Below are 15142 nucleotides of genomic sequence, written 5' to 3'. Positions count from 1 at the left end.
GGCGAGGGAGCTTGCTCCCGCTGGGCTGCACAGCAGCCCCTATGCAGAAACCAAGTTGCATCTCGCATACGGCATGGACCTTTTTGCGACTGCTTCGCAGCCGAGCGGGAGCAAGCTCCCTCGCCACGAATGTGTTCATGGTTCCAAGACACGTTGAAGTAGAACCTACGAATAAACATTGGAGAATCACATGAGCAAAATCGCAATCATCGGCGCCACCGGCCGCGCTGGCAGCCAACTGTTGGAAGAGGCCCTGCGCCGTGGTCACAGCGTGACGGCCATCGCTCGCAACACCGCAAAGATCGGCGAACGGGCCGGCGTGGTCAGCAAGCAATTGGACGTACTGGACAGTGAGGCATTGATCGCCGCTGTCGCCGACCATGACGTGGTCATCAGCGCCGCGCACTTTGCCACCGTGCCGGCCGACAAAATCATCGCTCCTGTGAAGGCCGCCGGGGTCAAGCGCCTGCTGGTGGTCGGCGGTGCCGGTTCGTTGCTGCTGCCGGATAACAGCCGTGTGATCGACAGCGATGGCTTCCCTGAGGAATACCTGGCCGAAGCCACGGCCGGTGCCTTGTTCCTGGATGTGCTGCGAAACGAACAGGACCTGGACTGGACGTTTCTTTCACCCTCGGCGGAGTTCGTCGAAACCGAACGCACCGGCGAGTTCCGCGTCGGCAAGGACCACCTGCTGTTCGATAATACCGGGCGCAGTTGGATCAGCTTTGCCGACTATTCCATTGCGATGATCGACGAGGTCGAGACACCGCAGTTTTCGCGGACACGGTTTACCGTCGGTTATTAATCACAAGGATCAGCCGTGAAGCCGCACCCAGACGCTGACCAGCACCGTCGCCGCCATCAGCCAGGCCACGGCAGCGACGGCCAATGAGGCTTCGAGGCGCATCCGGTCGACCATCACGTACAGCGTCGCGAGATAGACGAAGTACGGAATGATCGACCACATGCCGAACACGATCGTGGTCTTCAGGTCATCGACCGAACGGCCCTTGCCGACGATGTAATGGGCGATCAGCGCAAAGGTCGGGAACAGGGGCACCAGCCCGGCAATGTAGTAATTCCTGGTCTTGGCCAGCATTGCCAGGATGACCACCACGGCTGCACCTAGCGCCGCTTTGAAAATCAGATCCACTGGTTACCGTCCGGTTGATTAATGGCTCAGGCCATATTTTTTGACTTTGTCGAACAGCGTGGTCTTGGCCATGCCCAATTCCTGGCTGGCCTGGGTCAGGTTGCCACCGCTGCGTTGCAATGCGTCCACCAGCAGGTTGCGTTCGAAGGCCTCCACCGCTTCGGCGAAAGCCAGGCCCTGGGTGCCACTGCTGGCACCTGATTTCTTGAAGGCCGGCAGGCCAAGGGCGTAGCGTTCGGCGACGTTGCGCAGTTCGCGTACGTTGCCTGGCCAATCGTGGCTCATCAGGTTCGACAGTGTCTGGTTGTCCAGCTCCGGCACGGTACGGTCGAAGCGCAGGGAGGATTGGCGCAGGAAGTGTTCGAACAACTGCAGGATGTCCTCGCGTCGCTCGCGCAGGGGCGGCAGCTCCAGCGTCACGACGTTGAGACGGTAATACAGGTCGCTGCGGAACTGTCCGGCCCGACCCATTTCGTCGAGGTCGGACTTGGTGGCAGCGATCACTCGGCAATCCACGGCCACGCTCTGGTTCGAACCCAGGCGCTCGAGGGTGCGTTCCTGCAAAACACGCAGTAGCTTGATCTGCAGGGGCAGGGGCATGCTTTCCACTTCATCGAGAAACAGCGTGCCGCCGTCGGCGTGTTCGATCTTGCCGATCCGACGCTTGCCGGCGCCGGTGAAGGCGTTGGCCTCGTGGCCGAAGATCTCGCTTTCGAACAGGTTTTCCGGCAGCCCGCCGCAGTTCAGCGCGACGAACTGTTTGTCGTGGCGCCGGCTGAAGTCATGCAGGCAGCGGGCGACCAGTTCCTTGCCGGTACCGGTTTCGCCTTCGATCAGCACATTGGCCGAGGTGTCGGCAACGTTGGCAATCAACGCCCGCAGGTGTTGCATGGCCGGCGAGCGACCGATGATCCGGCCTTCGAGGGAATCGCGTTCGGCCAACTGCCGGCGCAACGATGAGACTTCCCGGGCCAGGCCGCGCTGTTCAAGGGCTCGACGGGCGACATCCACCAGGCGTTCGGGAGAGAACGGTTTCTCCATGAAGTCATAGGCGCCTTTCTGCATGGCGTCGACGGCCATGGAAATGTCGCCGTGACCGGTGATCAACACCACCGGCAGGCGACTGTCCCGCGCCTTGAGGCGGGTGAGCAATTCCAGGCCATCGATGCCCGGCAAGCGGATGTCGCTGATGACGATACCGGCGAAATCATCGCCGACTTGTTCCAGCGCCTCTTCGGCACTGCCCACGCCGATGCACGGAATGTCTTCCAGGCTCAAGGCCTGCTGGCAGCCCAGCAGGACATGGGGATCGTCCTCGACGATCAGTACGCTCAGGTCATTGTTCATAGCGGCTCGGCAGGAGAAAGGCTTACCAACGGCAAACTGAGGATGAACGTGGTTCCACCGCCATCCGGATGCTCGACGCCCAGGTGTCCGCCCGCGGCGGCGCACAGGCTCGCCGAAAGCGTCAGGCCCAGCCCCAGGCCTTGTTCGCCGGGTTTGGTGGTGAAAAACGGTTCGAAAAGATGCTTGCGGGCCTCCGGGTCGATGCCATGGCCATTGTCCCGTACCCGCAGGCGATATTTGCCGTCGCTGGTCTTGCCTTCGAGCCATAGCGTCGGCTCGGGCTGGGCTTGCATGGCGTCCAGGGCGTTGCCGATCAGGTTCACCAGGATCTGTTCCAGGCGCGTCTGGTCGATTTGCACCTGGACGTCATCGAAACCGGAATGTATCTGGATCGCCCGGTTTTCCAGGCGTCCGCCCAGCAGTTGCAGCGCGGCTTCGACAGCCTTGCCCAGGCTCGCGCGGCCCTTGTCATCGCCGCGCCGGGCAAAGGCGCGCAGGCTGGCGGTGATGCGGCCCATGCGGTCGATCAATTCATTGATGGTCTTGAGGTTGGCGCTGGCAACGTCCAGCTGGCCGCGCTCCAGGAAGCGCACGGTGTTGCCTGACAAGGTGCGCAGGGCGGCCAACGGCTGGTTGAGTTCATGGGCGATGCTGGTGGACATCTGGCCGATGGCCGCCAGTTTCCCGGCCTGTACCAACTCGTCCTGGGCCCGGCGCAACGTCTCTTCGGCCTGCCGTCGTTCACGGATCTGACCCTTGAGCCGTTCATTGCTGGCCCGCAGGTCGGTGGTGCGTTCGGTAATCCGACGTTCGAGCTGGTTGTTCGCCTCTTGCAGCGCCTCGCGGGCGGCGAGGCGGGTGGCGATGACTTTGCGCCGCTCGTTCCAGGCGATCAACAAAAAGGCCACCAGGGCAAAGGCAACGGCCACCAGGATGCCTTGGTTGATCGCTTGGCGGCGCAGGTCGTCAAGTGGGGTCAGCAGGGTGAAGTTCCACGGTGTGTCGCTCAACGGCCGGGTTTGCGAGAGATAGCTGGTGGCCTGCTGGTCGGCCTTGATCTCGGTGTTGGCGGGGAAGGTCAGTTTCTCCATCCCTTCGGTGAGGTGTTCTCGTGCCAGGGGAATCAGCTCGTTCAGCGGGAACCAGTAATATTGTAGGCTGCGAGCCAGGCGTTCCTTGGTTTCGTCGCTCAGAGGACGCACCGACTTGAGCCGTCGCGCCGGGTCGCTGGACAGGATGATGATGCCGTTTTCGTCGCTGACGAAGGCTTCCAGGCGTGCTCGCTGCCAGCGTTCTTCCATGGCTTCGAGGCGAACCTTGACCACAGCCACGCCGATGATCTTGCCTTGTTCCTCCAGGCCATGGGCCAGGTAGTAACCCGGTTCGCCATTGGTGCTGCCGATGCCATAGAAACGCCCTGGCTGGCCACGCACGGCGTTCTGGAAATAGGCACGGAAGGACAGGTCTTCACCCAGGTAACTGTCGACATCGCGCCAGTTGCTGGTGGCCATGACCCGGCCGGTGGTGTCCATCACGTAGATGGCCCGGCTGCGGCTGCGCCGGTTGAGGCCTTCGAGGTATTCGTTGACGGTCTTGCGATGCTCAGGCGTCGGGTCGTCGAGCAGTTGCGAGACACTCGATTCAAGCTCCAGCAGGCTGGGCAGGTAGGTGTACTTGCTGATCTCGCTCTCGACTGCGCGGGCATGCAGCTCCAACTGGCGTTCGCCATTCTCGGCCAGGCCGCGAATGCCGTAGCGCTCGCTGATCCAGAAGCCGAGGTAGCCCAGGCCGACCATCAGGGCGATGATCAACGGCGGCAGGAACAGATGGCGGATCAGACGGGGTTTCACGGCGAGTGATGGCGGCGCGGCGCGATAAAGGGTGGGGTCGCATTTCATCACAGAAGCCTTGGGTCAACCACAACACAAATCGACAAGCCAACTCCGATCCCTCAGTGGGAGCGGGCTTGCTCGCGAAGGCGGTGTATCAGCCACATTGATGTTGAATGTGCTGCCCTCTTCGCGAGCAAGCCCGCTCCCACAGTAGGAGGCGGTGTTTTTAGTGCTGCAGGATCTTCTCGAGGAAATGCTGCGCACGTTCGGAGCGGGCGCTGATGTCGCCGAAGAACTCTTCTTTAGGGCAGTCTTCGATGATCTGGCCCTGATCCATGAAAATCACCCGGTTCGCCACTTTGCGGGCGAAGCCCATTTCGTGGGTCACGCACATCATGGTCATGCCTTCGTGGGCCAATTGCACCATCACATCGAGCACTTCGTTGACCATTTCCGGGTCGAGGGCCGAGGTCGGTTCGTCGAACAGCATCACCACCGGGTCCATCGCCAGCGCCCGGGCAATCGCCACGCGCTGCTGCTGGCCGCCGGAGAGCTGGCCCGGGTGCTTGTGGGCGTGGGCGGACAAGCCGACGCGTTCAAGCAATTGCAGGCCTTTCTTGGTGGCTTCTTCCTTGCTGCGGCCCAGCACCTTGATCTGCGCGATGGTCAGGTTCTCGGTGATGGTCAGGTGCGGGAACAGTTCGAAATGCTGGAACACCATGCCCACGCGTGAACGCAGTTTCGGCAGGTTGGTCTTCGGGTCGGCGATCGACGTGCCATCGACCACGATGTCGCCTTTCTGGAACGGTTCCAGGGCGTTTACGCACTTGATCAGCGTGGACTTGCCCGAACCCGACGGCCCGCACACCACCACAACCTCGCCTTTGCTGACCTCGGTGCTGCAATTGGTCAGTACCTGGAAGTCCCCATACCACTTGTTGATGTTCTTGATAGAGATCATACGGCGAACCTTTTTTGCAGACGCTTGACCAGCAGCGAGGCGGCAAAGCTGATTGTGAAGTACACGAGACCTGCGATGATCAGGAACTCATTGGAGCGGCCGATGATGTCGCCATTGGCCCGCGAAGCATTGAGGAAGTCCACCAGGCCGACCGTGTAGACCAGCGAGGTGTCCTGAAACAGGATGATGCTTTGTTGCAGCAACAGCGGGGTCATCTTGCGGAACGCCTGGGGCAGGATGATCAGGCGCATGACCTGGCCATAATTCATGCCCAGTGCCTGTGCCGCGCCCATCTGGCCCTTGGGGATCGACTGCACGCCGGCCCGGACGATTTCGCAGAAGTACGCCGCCTCGAACATCATGAACGCCACGACGCAGGAGCCGAACGCGCCGATGGGAGTGTCCTCGCCGGTGATCCAGCGCAGCACGAACGGCACCGCCAGGTAGAACCAGGTGATGACCAGCAGCAACGGGATCGAGCGGAAGTAGTTGACGTAGGCGCCAGCGATGTTGGAGATCAGCTTGTTGTGGGACAGGCGCATCAGCGCCAGGATCGTCCCCAGGATGATCCCGCCGACGACGCCCAGGGCCATCAGCTTGAGGGTCATCACCATGCCGTTCCACAAGCCGGGAATGGCCGGGATGATGCCTGTGAAGTCGAATTCCATTATTTACCCCCCACGGAGATCAGGCCGGGCACCGCGACTTTCTTCTCGACCATGCGCATGAGCAGCATCAGGCTCATGTTCAGGGTGAAGTAGATCAGCGTCGCCAGGGTAAAGGCTTCGAACAGGTTGGCCGAGAACTCGGCGGTCTGCTTGGTCTGCGCGAGCAGCTCCATCAGGCCGATCAGCGAGGCCACGGAGGAGTTCTTGAAGACGTTGAGGAACTCGGAGGTAAGCGGCGGAATGATGATCCGGTAGGCCTGGGGCAGCAGCACGTTCCAATAGATCTGCGGCAGCTTGAAGCCCATGGCACGGGCAGCGGATTCCTGGCCGCGTGGCAGCGCCTGGATACCGGTGCGTACCTGTTCGCAGACCCGTGCGGCGGTGAACAGGCCCAGGCAGACGACAACGCTCAGGTAGGCCGAGGTGGTCGGGTTCAGGTCCTGTTTGTACCACTCCTGCATATCGGCGGGCAGCAGGTCCGGTACCAGGAAGTACCAGATGAACAGCTGAACCAGCAGCGGCACGTTACGGAAAAGCTCCACGTAGCAAGTGGCGATACCCGACACCAGCCGGTTCGGCACGGTGCGCATCACACCCAGGATCGAACCCAGCAGAAGGGCGATGATCCAGGCGACGACGGCGATGGCGATGGTCCAGCCCAGGCCGGCCACGTACCAGTCGAGATAAGTCTCGCTGCCCACGCCGGTGGACTTGAAGAACACGCCCCAGTCCCAGTTGTAATTCATTAGGGTCTCCCCTCAGATCGTTCGATATACAAATGCCCGCCTGGGGAAACTCCGTTCCCGCCCGGCTTGGAGGGCCAGGCACACGCGATCGGCTCGACAGCCACCGGTTCGAGTGTTTCCAGATTTGCCAGCAGGGAATGACCATCCCCTGAAAGGGCCGGGCCCCTTCAGGAGATAAGGTTAGTCAGAAATCAGGATTTCTTTTCGTCAGCCGCTTTGTCGGTCGGGTTGGCGATCAGCTTCTTGAGTTCTTCGCTCATCGGGAAGTTGAGGTTCAGGCCTTTTGGCGGGATAGGTTGCATGAACCATTTTTCGTAGATCTTGTTGATCTCGCCCGAGGCGTAGGTGGCCTTGATGGCGTCATCGACAGCCTTTTTGAACGGCTCGTCGCCCTTGCGCACCATGCAGCCGTAGATTTCGTAGGACTGTGGAGTACCGGTAACGGCCCAGTCATCGGCCTTCTTGGCCTTGGCGGCTTCGCCAGCGAGCAGGGCGTCGTCCATCATGAACGCGACGGCCCGGCCCGATTCCAGCATCTGGAAGGACTCGCCGTGGTCTTTGGCCGAGATGACGTTCATGCCCATTTGCTTGTCGGCGTTCATCGCCTTGAGCAAGCGCTCGGACGTGGTGCCGGCGGTGGTCACGACGTTCTTGCCCTTGAGGTCGTCGAAATCCTTGTACTTGGAATCTTTCTTGGACAGCAGCTTGGTGCCGATCTCGAAGATGCCAACGGAGAAGGCGACTTGCTGCTGGCGCTCGACGTTGTTGGTGGTGGAGCCGCACTCCAGGTCCACGGTGCCGTTCTGCACCAGCGGGATACGGGTTTGCGAGGTGACCAGGTTGTACTTGACCTGCAGGTTCGGTACGTCGAGCTCTTTCTTCAGGGCTTCGACGACTTTCAGCTGGATGTCATGGGAGTAGCCGACCGGCTTGCCGGAAGCGTCCGCGATGTAGGAAAACGGAATGGAGGCGTCGCGGTGACCGAGCGTGATGACGCCGGACTCTTTGATCTTTTTCAACGTGCCGGTCAGTTCGGCTGCGAAGACCGGAGTGCTGATCAGAGCGGCAGCAATGGCTGCGCCCAGGAGATGGGGAACGATGCGCATCGATGTTTCCTCGACATTGTTTTTTTTGTATTTGGCCGGTTCACCGGCCCTGAGTGCGTCGAATGCCTGGCAGCTCCTGTTGTGTTGGCGTAACAGGCGTTCGTCTCGAGGAGTGTAGAGCATGAGTCGTGCCAAGCCAGTGGCTTGGTGCTATCTGGCTGTTTTTAAAGGAAATTAATGTTTTGTTTCAGCTTTTTTAAGCGTTGTTTATCCGGTTTGCCGAACTGACTGCCGGGTCGTGTTCGGAAAACCGAATTCCTCACGGGCTTCTCGATCCTTGTGGGAGCGGCCTTGCTCGCGAAAGCGGTCCATCTATAACGATGATGTAGAAGGGGCCGCCGTCTTCGCGAGCAAGCCCGCTCCCACAAGTCCATGACGGATTACAGACAATAAAAAGCCCCTGAATCGCCGGATTTCAAGGGCTTTTGGTTTAGCGGGTTACGTTCAGGCCGCTTCGATCTTGCGGCGGTTGTGCTCGACCTTATCCAGGTACTGCTGGAGCTTCTGTTGCTCGGGAGCGGTGGTGAACAAGCCCAGCTTGCTGCGGCGCCACAGGATGTCCTGGGCATCGACTGCCCATTCATCGCTGCACAGGTAATCGACTTCCCGGGTGTAGAGGCCGGCGCCGATGTGTTCACCCATATCGGCCAGGCTGTGCACGCCCTCGAGCATGCGCCAGGTTCGGCTGCCATAGGTCGTGGCCCAGCGGCGGGCGATGTCGGTCGGCAGCCAGTCGAATTTGTCGCGGATCGCCGAGCACAGCGCCTGTGGCGTGGTCATGTTTTCACCGCCGGGGAGGGCCTCGACGGCGGTCCAGCTTGGGCGCATCTGTGTGAAGTAAGGGGCCAGTTGCGCCATGGCCGATTCGGCCAGTTTGCGGTAGGTGGTCAGTTTGCCGCCGAACACCGACAGCAACGGCGCCTCTTCGCCGCCCCCGGAAAGTGAGAGGGTGTAGTCCCGAGTCACGGCGGAAGGGTTGTCGGACTCGTCGTTGCACAGCGGGCGGACGCCGGAATAACTGTGCAAGATATCCTCGCGGCTGAGCTGTTTCTTGAAGTGCGCATTGACCACTTTCAACAAGTAGTCGGTTTCGCCTTCGGTAATCGTTACTTTCGCCGGATCGCCCGTGTACTCGCGGTCAGTCGTGCCGATCAAGGTAAATTGGTTCAAGTAGGGAATGGTGAAGACGATGCGCTGGTCCTCGTTCTGGAGAATGTGAGCGTGCTCGCCTTCGTAGAGTTTCGGCACGATCAGGTGGCTGCCCTGGATCAGGCGGATGCCGTAGGGCGACTCCATCTTCAGGTCATCCCGAATGAACTTGGCCACCCACGGGCCGGCGGCGTTGACCAATGCCTTGGCGCGGATCGAAAACAGGCTGCCGTCGGCACGTTCCAGGTGCAAATGCCACAAGCCCTTGCTGCGGCGAGCGTTGATGCAGCGGGTCCGGGTATGGATATGCGCACCTTTCTCCCGGGCGGCCATGGCGTTGAGCACTACCAGCCGTGCGTCGTCGACCCAGCAGTCGGAATATTCGAAGCCTTTGGTGATCTCGCTTTTCAAGGCGCTGTCGGCGCCGAACTTCAAGCTCTTGGAGCCGGCGAGTTGTTCACGCTTGCCCAGGTGATCGTAGAGAAACAAGCCGGCGCGAATCATCCAGGCCGGACGCAGGTGCGGGCGATGGGGCAGGACGAAGCGCATCTGCTTGACGATGTGCGGGGCCTTGGCCAGCAGCACTTCGCGTTCGGCCAGGGCTTCACGCACCAGACGGAATTCATAATGTTCGAGATAGCGCAGGCCGCCATGAATCAGCTTGCTGCTGGCCGATGAGGTATGGCTGGCCAAGTCGTCCTTTTCGCAAAGGAACACCGAAAGACCGCGACCGGCAGCGTCCGCGGCAATCCCCACGCCATTGATCCCGCCGCCAATGACGGCGATGTCGTAGATCTCGGCGATAGGGGGCGTAGGCAAGGTGGAAGTGGGCATCGGCTGGCCTCGGGCTCTTTTCGAAATATTTGAATTCGAACATTTATGTTCATTTGCGAAAATACTAGCCCATAAGCACGGCCGCAGCCAGTCGAATTCGATTGAAAATACTGATCGAAGGGGGCTGAAAGGAAAATTTTCGAACACGAAGGGTGGGGATGTGGGTGGAAGTGCTTTTGTGGCGAGGGGATAAATCCCCTCGCCACAGGAACTGGATACAGGGGGCGGAGCTAGACCACTTCCAGCCGAATCTTGTGCTGGCTCAACAACTGCGCCAGGGCTGGCACCGGTTGCTGGTCGGTCACCAGGCAATCGATCAGGCTGATCGGGCCCAGGCGAACCATGGCGTTGCGTCCGAATTTGCTCGAGTCCGCCGCCAGCAATACCTGTCGGGCATTGGCGATGATGGCTTGGGATACCCGCACTTCCTGGTAGTCGAAGTCCAGCAGGCTGCCGTCTTCATCGATTCCGCTGATGCCCACCAGGGCGAAGTCGACCTTGAACTGGTTGATGAAATCGACGGAGGCCTGGCCCACCACGCCGCCGTCGCGTCGTACATTGCCGCCGGCGATCAGGACTTCGAAGTCGTCCTTGGCGCTGAGGATCGACGCTACGTGCAGGTTGTTGGTGATGACCTTGAGATGATTGTGATTGAGCAGCGCCCGAGCGATGGATTCGGTGGTGGTGCCGATGTTGATGAACAACGAGGCGTGGTCGGGAATCTGTGCAGCGATCGCCTCGGCGATGCGTTGTTTCTCATCGCGCATCTGATCGGCGCGCATGGCGTAGGCGGTGTTTTCCACGCTTGAATCATAGGCGGCGCCGCCGTGGTAGCGGCGCAGCAGGTTCACTTCCGCCAGTTGATTGATGTCGCGGCGAATGGTCTGTGGGGTAACGACGAATAATTGCGCCATTTCCTCGATGCTGACATAGCCGCGTTCGCGGACAAGCTCGAGGATTTGTTGCTGGCGGGGAGGCAGATTCATGGGGCTTCCTTTGGGCTGCCATACAAAATTTGCCCATGATGCCGCAGGAACGCCCTCCCGACCAGTTTCAGAGTTTTATCGGGCCTTATTCAGCGTCTTCGTGAGGTTCCCAGTCGCGGGTGCGGCTGACGGCTTTTTTCCAACCGGCGTAGAGTTTTTCCTTCGCTTGTTCATCCAGTTGCGGTTCGAATTCGCGCTCGATGACTGCCTTGCCGCGCAACTCTTCCAGGCTGCCCCAGAAACCGCACGCCAGGCCGGCCAGGTACGCAGCGCCAAGGGCCGTGGTTTCGCGCATCTTCGGGCGTTCGACGTGAGTGCCGAGGATATCGGCCTGGAATTGCATCAGGAAATTGTTGGCCACCGCGCCGCCATCCACGCGCAGGGATTTGAGGCGTTCGCCGGCGTCTTGCTGCATGGCGTCAAGCAAGTCGCGGGTCTGGTAGGCGATGGATTCCAGCGTGGCGCGAATGATGTGATCGACTCGCACGCCACGGGTCAGGCCGAACAGGGCGCCGCGGGCGTAGGGGTCCCAATACGGTGCGCCCAGGCCGGTAAAGGCCGGCACCAGGTAAACGCCGTTGCTGTCCTTGACCTTGTTGGCGAAGTATTCGGTGTCGAGGGCATCGTTGATGATTTTCAGCTCGTCGCGTAGCCATTGCACGGTGGAGCCACCATTGAAGACCGCGCCTTCCAGGGCGTAGGCCACTTCGCCGCGAGGGCCGCAGGCGATGGTGGTGAGCATGCCGTGGTTGGATTTGACGGCCTTGTTGCCGGTGTTCATCAACAAGAAGCAGCCGGTGCCGTAGGTGTTTTTTGCCTGGCCCGGCTCCACGCACATCTGGCCGAAGAGGGCGGCCTGCTGGTCGCCGGCAATGCCGCCGATGGCGATGCCACTTTTGGTACGACCGTAGATCTCGGAGGAGGATTTGACTTGCGGCAACATCTCTCGAGGGATGTTGAGGATGTCGAGCATCTTCGCATCCCACTCCAGCGTGTGGATATTGAAGAGCATGGTGCGCGAGGCGTTGGTGTAGTCGGTGACATGGACCTTGCCGCCAGTGAATTTCCAGATCAGCCAGCTATCCACGGTGCCAAACAGCAGTTCGCCGTTGCGCGCTCGCTCACGGCTGCCCTCGACGTGGTCGAGGATCCATTTGAGCTTGGTGCCGGAGAAATACGGATCGGTGACCAGGCCGGTGGCTTCGCTGATGTATTGCTCGTGGCCGTCACGCTTGAGTTGCTGGCAGATCTCGGTGCTGCGTCGGCATTGCCAGACGATGGCGTTGTAGATCGGGCGCCCGGTGTTCTTGTCCCAGACCACGGTGGTTTCGCGCTGGTTGGTAATGCCGATGGCGGCGACTTGGTCGTGATGCAGGCCGGCCTGGGCCAACGCCTCTACCATGACTGCGCTCTGGGTAGCGAAGATCTCCATCGGATCATGTTCGACCCAGCCAGGCTGCGGATAATGCTGGACGAATTCCCGTTGGGCGGTACCGACCACGTTCGCGTCACGGTCGAAAATAATCGCACGTGAGCTGGTCGTGCCCTGGTCGAGGGCAATGATGTAGTTCTTATTCTCAATGTCGGTCATGTCGATTGCCTTGGGACGTAAATAAGGGGTGGAGCCATGGGGCGCGCAGTGAGGGGCAGGCGGCGCACCCGTTGTTTCAAGACGTTCTGGGTTTGCCGTCGATGGCAGATCCTGCATCCTTTCCCGTAGCCAAGGGGCTTGGCAAGTGGCGCGCGATCAATCCGCGGTACGCGGCTGCGCCCAGGCATGCCCCGACAATCGGCGCAAAGATCGGCACCAGGAAGTACGGAATGTCGCGTCCGCCAGTGAGGGAAATTTCACCCCAGCCAGTAAGGAAAGTCATCAGTTTTGGACCGAAGTCTCGCGCTGGATTCATTGCGAAGCCCGTCAAGGGGCCCATCGAGCTGCCGATCACCGCGATCAACAGGCCGATCAGCAGCGGTGCCAGCGGCCCTCGGGGCAAGCCATTGTTGTCATCGGTGAGGGACATGATCACGCCCATCAGGATAGCGGTAATGATCACCTCCACCAGGAACGCCTGGCCAGTGGATAGCGCGGAGTGAGGGTAGGTGGAGAATACCGAAGCCAGCTCGAGGCTCGCTTCTGTGCCACGAACCATATGACGGGACTGTTCGAAATCGAAGAAAAGGTTGCTGTACAGCGTATAGACCAGCAGCGCGCCGCAAAAAGCGCCGGCCACTTGGCAAATGATATAGAAGGGCAGTTTACGTTTTTCGAAGTCAGTGAAGAGGCTCAGGGCGATGCTGACGGCGGGGTTCAGGTGCGCGCCGGAAATGCCAGCGCTGAGGTAGATCGCCATGCTGACGCCGACGCCCCAGATGATACTGATTTCCCATAGTCCGAAGCTGGCACCCGCGACCTTGAGCGCCGCAACGCAACCCGTGCCGAAGAATATCAGCAGGGCCGTCCCCAGGAATTCTGCCAGGCACTGGCTGGAGAGGGACGGTTGTTCTAAAGCAGTAGCCATTCAAACCTCAATTCTTTTTCTTGTCTTGCGCCGCCGATAAACCTGGTTGCGCGTTCTTCGCCAGGGGACCTGATGTTCAGCCTGCCCTCGGGTTGTTTCTTGAGACACGTGTTTCTGCTTTCAGTTTCGAAAAAATATAGACAAGAAACGCTGCTGTCAAAGGTCGAAAGTGAACCATTGGTCATATTTGGATTATTCGTGCTGTGAATGATTCTTTGGCGCAGGGCGTCTTGACACTGAAAGCAATGTCCTCAAAGCCTTTTGCTCGCTGATCGCATAGAATTTTGCCATTCGTTTCCCTGTAAGGAATGGTCATGACCCCTGCGTTGGATCTGCTTAAGAAGGTGCGCGCCGAACATCGCATTCATAGCTACGAACACGATCCCAAGGCCGCGTCTTATGGCTTGGAGGCGGCGGAAAAGCTCGGACTGGACCCGGCGCAGGTATTCAAGACCTTGCTGGCGACCAGCGAAAAAGGCGAGCTGCTGGTGGCTGTGGTGCCAGTGGCGGGGAGCCTGGATCTGAAAGCACTGGCTCATGCTGCCGGGGTGAAGAAAGTCGAGATGGCCGATCCGTCCGCCGCACAGCGCTCGACCGGCTATTTGCTGGGGGGCATCAGCCCTTTGGGACAGAAAAAGCGCCTGCGCACGTTTATCGACAGTTCCGCGCAGCCGCTCACCCATATGTTCGTCAGCGCGGGGAGACGTGGCCTGGAAGTCGAATTGGCGCCTGCGGTATTGGCGGAGCATACCGGGGCGAAGTTTGCTGATATTGGACGTGCCTGACTGAAGGTTTGTAGCAGCTGCGCCACCCGGCAGGAGCGCGCGCCTCACAATGGAGGGAGTCTTCAAGGCTGAAAGGATGTCGGATTTTTTATGCGCTGTAGGGCGAAAATTCTGCGGATCTGTCACTGGTTAAACGGTGCCGTGACCGATCATGCTCGCGCATCAATAAAAAAGGAGAAGTGCCATGCAGCTTGCGTTTCATCAGGTCGATGCGTTCAGTGACCGGCCTTTCGGCGGTAACCCTGCGATGGTCTATCGCCTCGATGCCTGGCTCGCCGATGAGTTGATGCAGAAAATAGCCGCTGAACACAACCTGGCTGAGACCGCGTTCCTGGTGCGAGAGAACCAGCAATGGCACATTCGCTGGTTTACCCCAACCACTGAAGTTCCGTTGTGTGGTCATGCCACGCTGGCCAGCGCCTATGTGTTGTTCGAGATATATAAAGAAGCTTCGGAGCGACTGGATTTCATCTGTAAATCCGGTGCCCTGAGCGTGACCCGGGAAGGTGATCGGCTGTGGTTGGATTTTCCGGCCATCGTGCCCGTTGAATTGGGCGCGTCACTGGCGGTCCAGAATGCCTTGGGTGTCGAGGCGGTGGACGTGCTGAGCTCGAACGAACTGTTCGTGGTGTTGGAATCGGAACAGGCTGTCCTTGAATGCAAGCCGGACATGACGGCCCTGGCGAAACTGCCGTGGCCGGGCGCGATCGTTACCGCACCGGGAAGCAAGCACGATTTTGTCTCGCGTTATTTTGCTCCGGCGATTGGTATCAACGAGGACCCGGTGACCGGATCGACCCATTGCAGCCTCATTCCATACTGGTCCAAACGCCTGAGCAAGCTGGGGCTGACGGCTTATCAATGCTCGGCCAGGGGCGGGGCGTTGTTTTGTCGGTTGGAAGGCGAGCGAGTGAAGATCGGCGGCAATGCGACGTTGGTGGCCAGCGGGACGTTGTCGCTGGGCTAATGCCCGATACATCTGGTAGGAGCTGTCGAGCGAAGCGAGGCTGCGATCTTTTTCAGGCCCACTGAATCAAACAGAAGATCAAAAGATCG

Annotated in this window: 14 protein-coding genes; 3 read left to right on the top strand and 11 right to left on the bottom strand. The window is 59.8% G+C overall.

Annotation, left to right across the window (positions count from 1 at the left end; genetic code table 11):
- Positions 1–190 precede the first annotated feature (190 nt).
- Positions 191–805: an NAD(P)-dependent oxidoreductase gene (locus Q7C33_RS01125; RefSeq protein ID WP_030140776.1), complete on the top strand. Its 615-nt coding sequence runs from the start codon at positions 191–193 to the stop codon at positions 803–805.
- A 9-nt stretch (positions 806–814) separates the two neighbouring features.
- Here Q7C33_RS01125 and Q7C33_RS01120 read toward each other — a convergent pair whose 3' ends face one another.
- From Q7C33_RS01120 to Q7C33_RS01070, 11 genes are all read right to left on the bottom strand, one after another.
- Positions 815–1144 carry a GlpM family protein gene (locus Q7C33_RS01120; protein WP_187293334.1) on the bottom strand — a complete coding sequence of 110 codons (330 nt, stop codon included), beginning with the start codon at positions 1142–1144 and terminating at the stop codon, positions 815–817.
- Positions 1145–1171: 27 nt separating this feature from the next.
- Positions 1172–2500, bottom strand: coding sequence for a sigma-54-dependent transcriptional regulator (locus Q7C33_RS01115; RefSeq protein ID WP_030140774.1), 1329 nt, complete (start codon positions 2498–2500; stop codon positions 1172–1174).
- Complete coding sequence (locus tag Q7C33_RS01110) at positions 2497–4398, bottom strand: sensor histidine kinase (protein WP_217861383.1); 1902 nt, start codon at positions 4396–4398, stop codon at positions 2497–2499. Before Q7C33_RS01110 ends, Q7C33_RS01115 begins: the two co-directional genes overlap by 4 nt.
- A 160-nt stretch (positions 4399–4558) precedes the next feature.
- Positions 4559–5293: an amino acid ABC transporter ATP-binding protein gene (locus tag Q7C33_RS01105; RefSeq protein ID WP_018614195.1), complete on the bottom strand. Its 735-nt coding sequence runs from the start codon at positions 5291–5293 to the stop codon at positions 4559–4561.
- Positions 5290–5961, bottom strand: coding sequence for an amino acid ABC transporter permease (locus Q7C33_RS01100; protein ID WP_030140772.1), 672 nt, complete (start codon positions 5959–5961; stop codon positions 5290–5292). The genes Q7C33_RS01105 and Q7C33_RS01100 overlap by 4 nt, the downstream gene beginning before the upstream one ends.
- Positions 5961–6707 (bottom strand): amino acid ABC transporter permease, encoded by a 747-nt coding sequence (locus Q7C33_RS01095; RefSeq protein ID WP_018614191.1) that lies wholly within the window; start codon positions 6705–6707, stop codon positions 5961–5963. The genes Q7C33_RS01100 and Q7C33_RS01095 overlap by 1 nt, the downstream gene beginning before the upstream one ends.
- A 191-nt stretch (positions 6708–6898) precedes the next feature.
- Positions 6899–7813, bottom strand: coding sequence for a glutamate/aspartate ABC transporter substrate-binding protein (locus Q7C33_RS01090; protein ID WP_030140771.1), 915 nt, complete (start codon positions 7811–7813; stop codon positions 6899–6901).
- Between the two features lie 444 nt (positions 7814–8257).
- Entirely contained in the window at positions 8258–9796 is a 1539-nt protein-coding gene (gene glpD, locus Q7C33_RS01085; RefSeq protein ID WP_407682688.1) for a glycerol-3-phosphate dehydrogenase, read from the bottom strand.
- 230 nt (positions 9797–10026) lie between these two features.
- Complete coding sequence (locus tag Q7C33_RS01080; protein WP_003204973.1) at positions 10027–10782, bottom strand: DeoR/GlpR family transcriptional regulator; 756 nt, start codon at positions 10780–10782, stop codon at positions 10027–10029.
- 85 nt (positions 10783–10867) lie between these two features.
- A complete protein-coding gene (gene glpK / locus Q7C33_RS01075; protein WP_030140769.1) occupies positions 10868–12373 on the bottom strand; it encodes a glycerol kinase GlpK in 1506 nt (501 codons plus the stop codon).
- A 76-nt stretch (positions 12374–12449) separates the two neighbouring features.
- Positions 12450–13301: an MIP/aquaporin family protein gene (locus Q7C33_RS01070; RefSeq protein ID WP_198798038.1), complete on the bottom strand. Its 852-nt coding sequence runs from the start codon at positions 13299–13301 to the stop codon at positions 12450–12452.
- Between the two features lie 314 nt (positions 13302–13615).
- On the opposite strand from Q7C33_RS01070, the gene ybaK reads away from it, so the two are divergent.
- The gene (ybaK, locus tag Q7C33_RS01065) at positions 13616–14086 is read left to right on the top strand and encodes a Cys-tRNA(Pro) deacylase (RefSeq protein ID WP_334597032.1); all 471 of its coding nucleotides are present in this window, start codon (positions 13616–13618) and stop codon (positions 14084–14086) included.
- 184 nt (positions 14087–14270) lie between these two features.
- Positions 14271–15053 (top strand): PhzF family phenazine biosynthesis protein, encoded by a 783-nt coding sequence (locus Q7C33_RS01060; RefSeq protein ID WP_030140766.1) that lies wholly within the window; start codon positions 14271–14273, stop codon positions 15051–15053.
- The last annotated feature ends 89 nt before the right edge of the window (positions 15054–15142 follow it).

It is taken from the genome of Pseudomonas sp. BP11-1-1, from assembly GCF_052112105.1.
GTDB lineage: Bacteria > Pseudomonadota > Gammaproteobacteria > Pseudomonadales > Pseudomonadaceae > Aquipseudomonas > Aquipseudomonas alvandae.
This window is presented reverse-complemented; position numbering and strand designations above follow the sequence as displayed.

Coding starts and splice junctions, on each gene's coding strand:
- Q7C33_RS01125 (WP_030140776.1), top strand. CDS start 191: ATGAGCAAAATCGCAATCATCGGCGCCACCGGCCGCGCTGGCAGCCAA.
- Q7C33_RS01115 (WP_030140774.1), bottom strand. CDS start 2,500: ATGAACAATGACCTGAGCGTACTGATCGTCGAGGACGATCCCCATGTC.
- Q7C33_RS01110 (WP_217861383.1), bottom strand. CDS start 4,398: ATGAAATGCGACCCCACCCTTTATCGCGCCGCGCCGCCATCACTCGCC.
- Q7C33_RS01105 (WP_018614195.1), bottom strand. CDS start 5,293: ATGATCTCTATCAAGAACATCAACAAGTGGTATGGGGACTTCCAGGTA.
- Q7C33_RS01100 (WP_030140772.1), bottom strand. CDS start 5,961: ATGGAATTCGACTTCACAGGCATCATCCCGGCCATTCCCGGCTTGTGG.
- Q7C33_RS01095 (WP_018614191.1), bottom strand. CDS start 6,707: ATGAATTACAACTGGGACTGGGGCGTGTTCTTCAAGTCCACCGGCGTG.
- Q7C33_RS01090 (WP_030140771.1), bottom strand. CDS start 7,813: ATGCGCATCGTTCCCCATCTCCTGGGCGCAGCCATTGCTGCCGCTCTG.
- glpD (WP_407682688.1), bottom strand. CDS start 9,796: ATGCCCACTTCCACCTTGCCTACGCCCCCTATCGCCGAGATCTACGAC.
- Q7C33_RS01080 (WP_003204973.1), bottom strand. CDS start 10,782: ATGAATCTGCCTCCCCGCCAGCAACAAATCCTCGAGCTTGTCCGCGAA.
- glpK (WP_030140769.1), bottom strand. CDS start 12,373: ATGACCGACATTGAGAATAAGAACTACATCATTGCCCTCGACCAGGGC.
- Q7C33_RS01070 (WP_198798038.1), bottom strand. CDS start 13,301: ATGGCTACTGCTTTAGAACAACCGTCCCTCTCCAGCCAGTGCCTGGCA.
- ybaK (WP_334597032.1), top strand. CDS start 13,616: ATGACCCCTGCGTTGGATCTGCTTAAGAAGGTGCGCGCCGAACATCGC.
- Q7C33_RS01060 (WP_030140766.1), top strand. CDS start 14,271: ATGCAGCTTGCGTTTCATCAGGTCGATGCGTTCAGTGACCGGCCTTTC.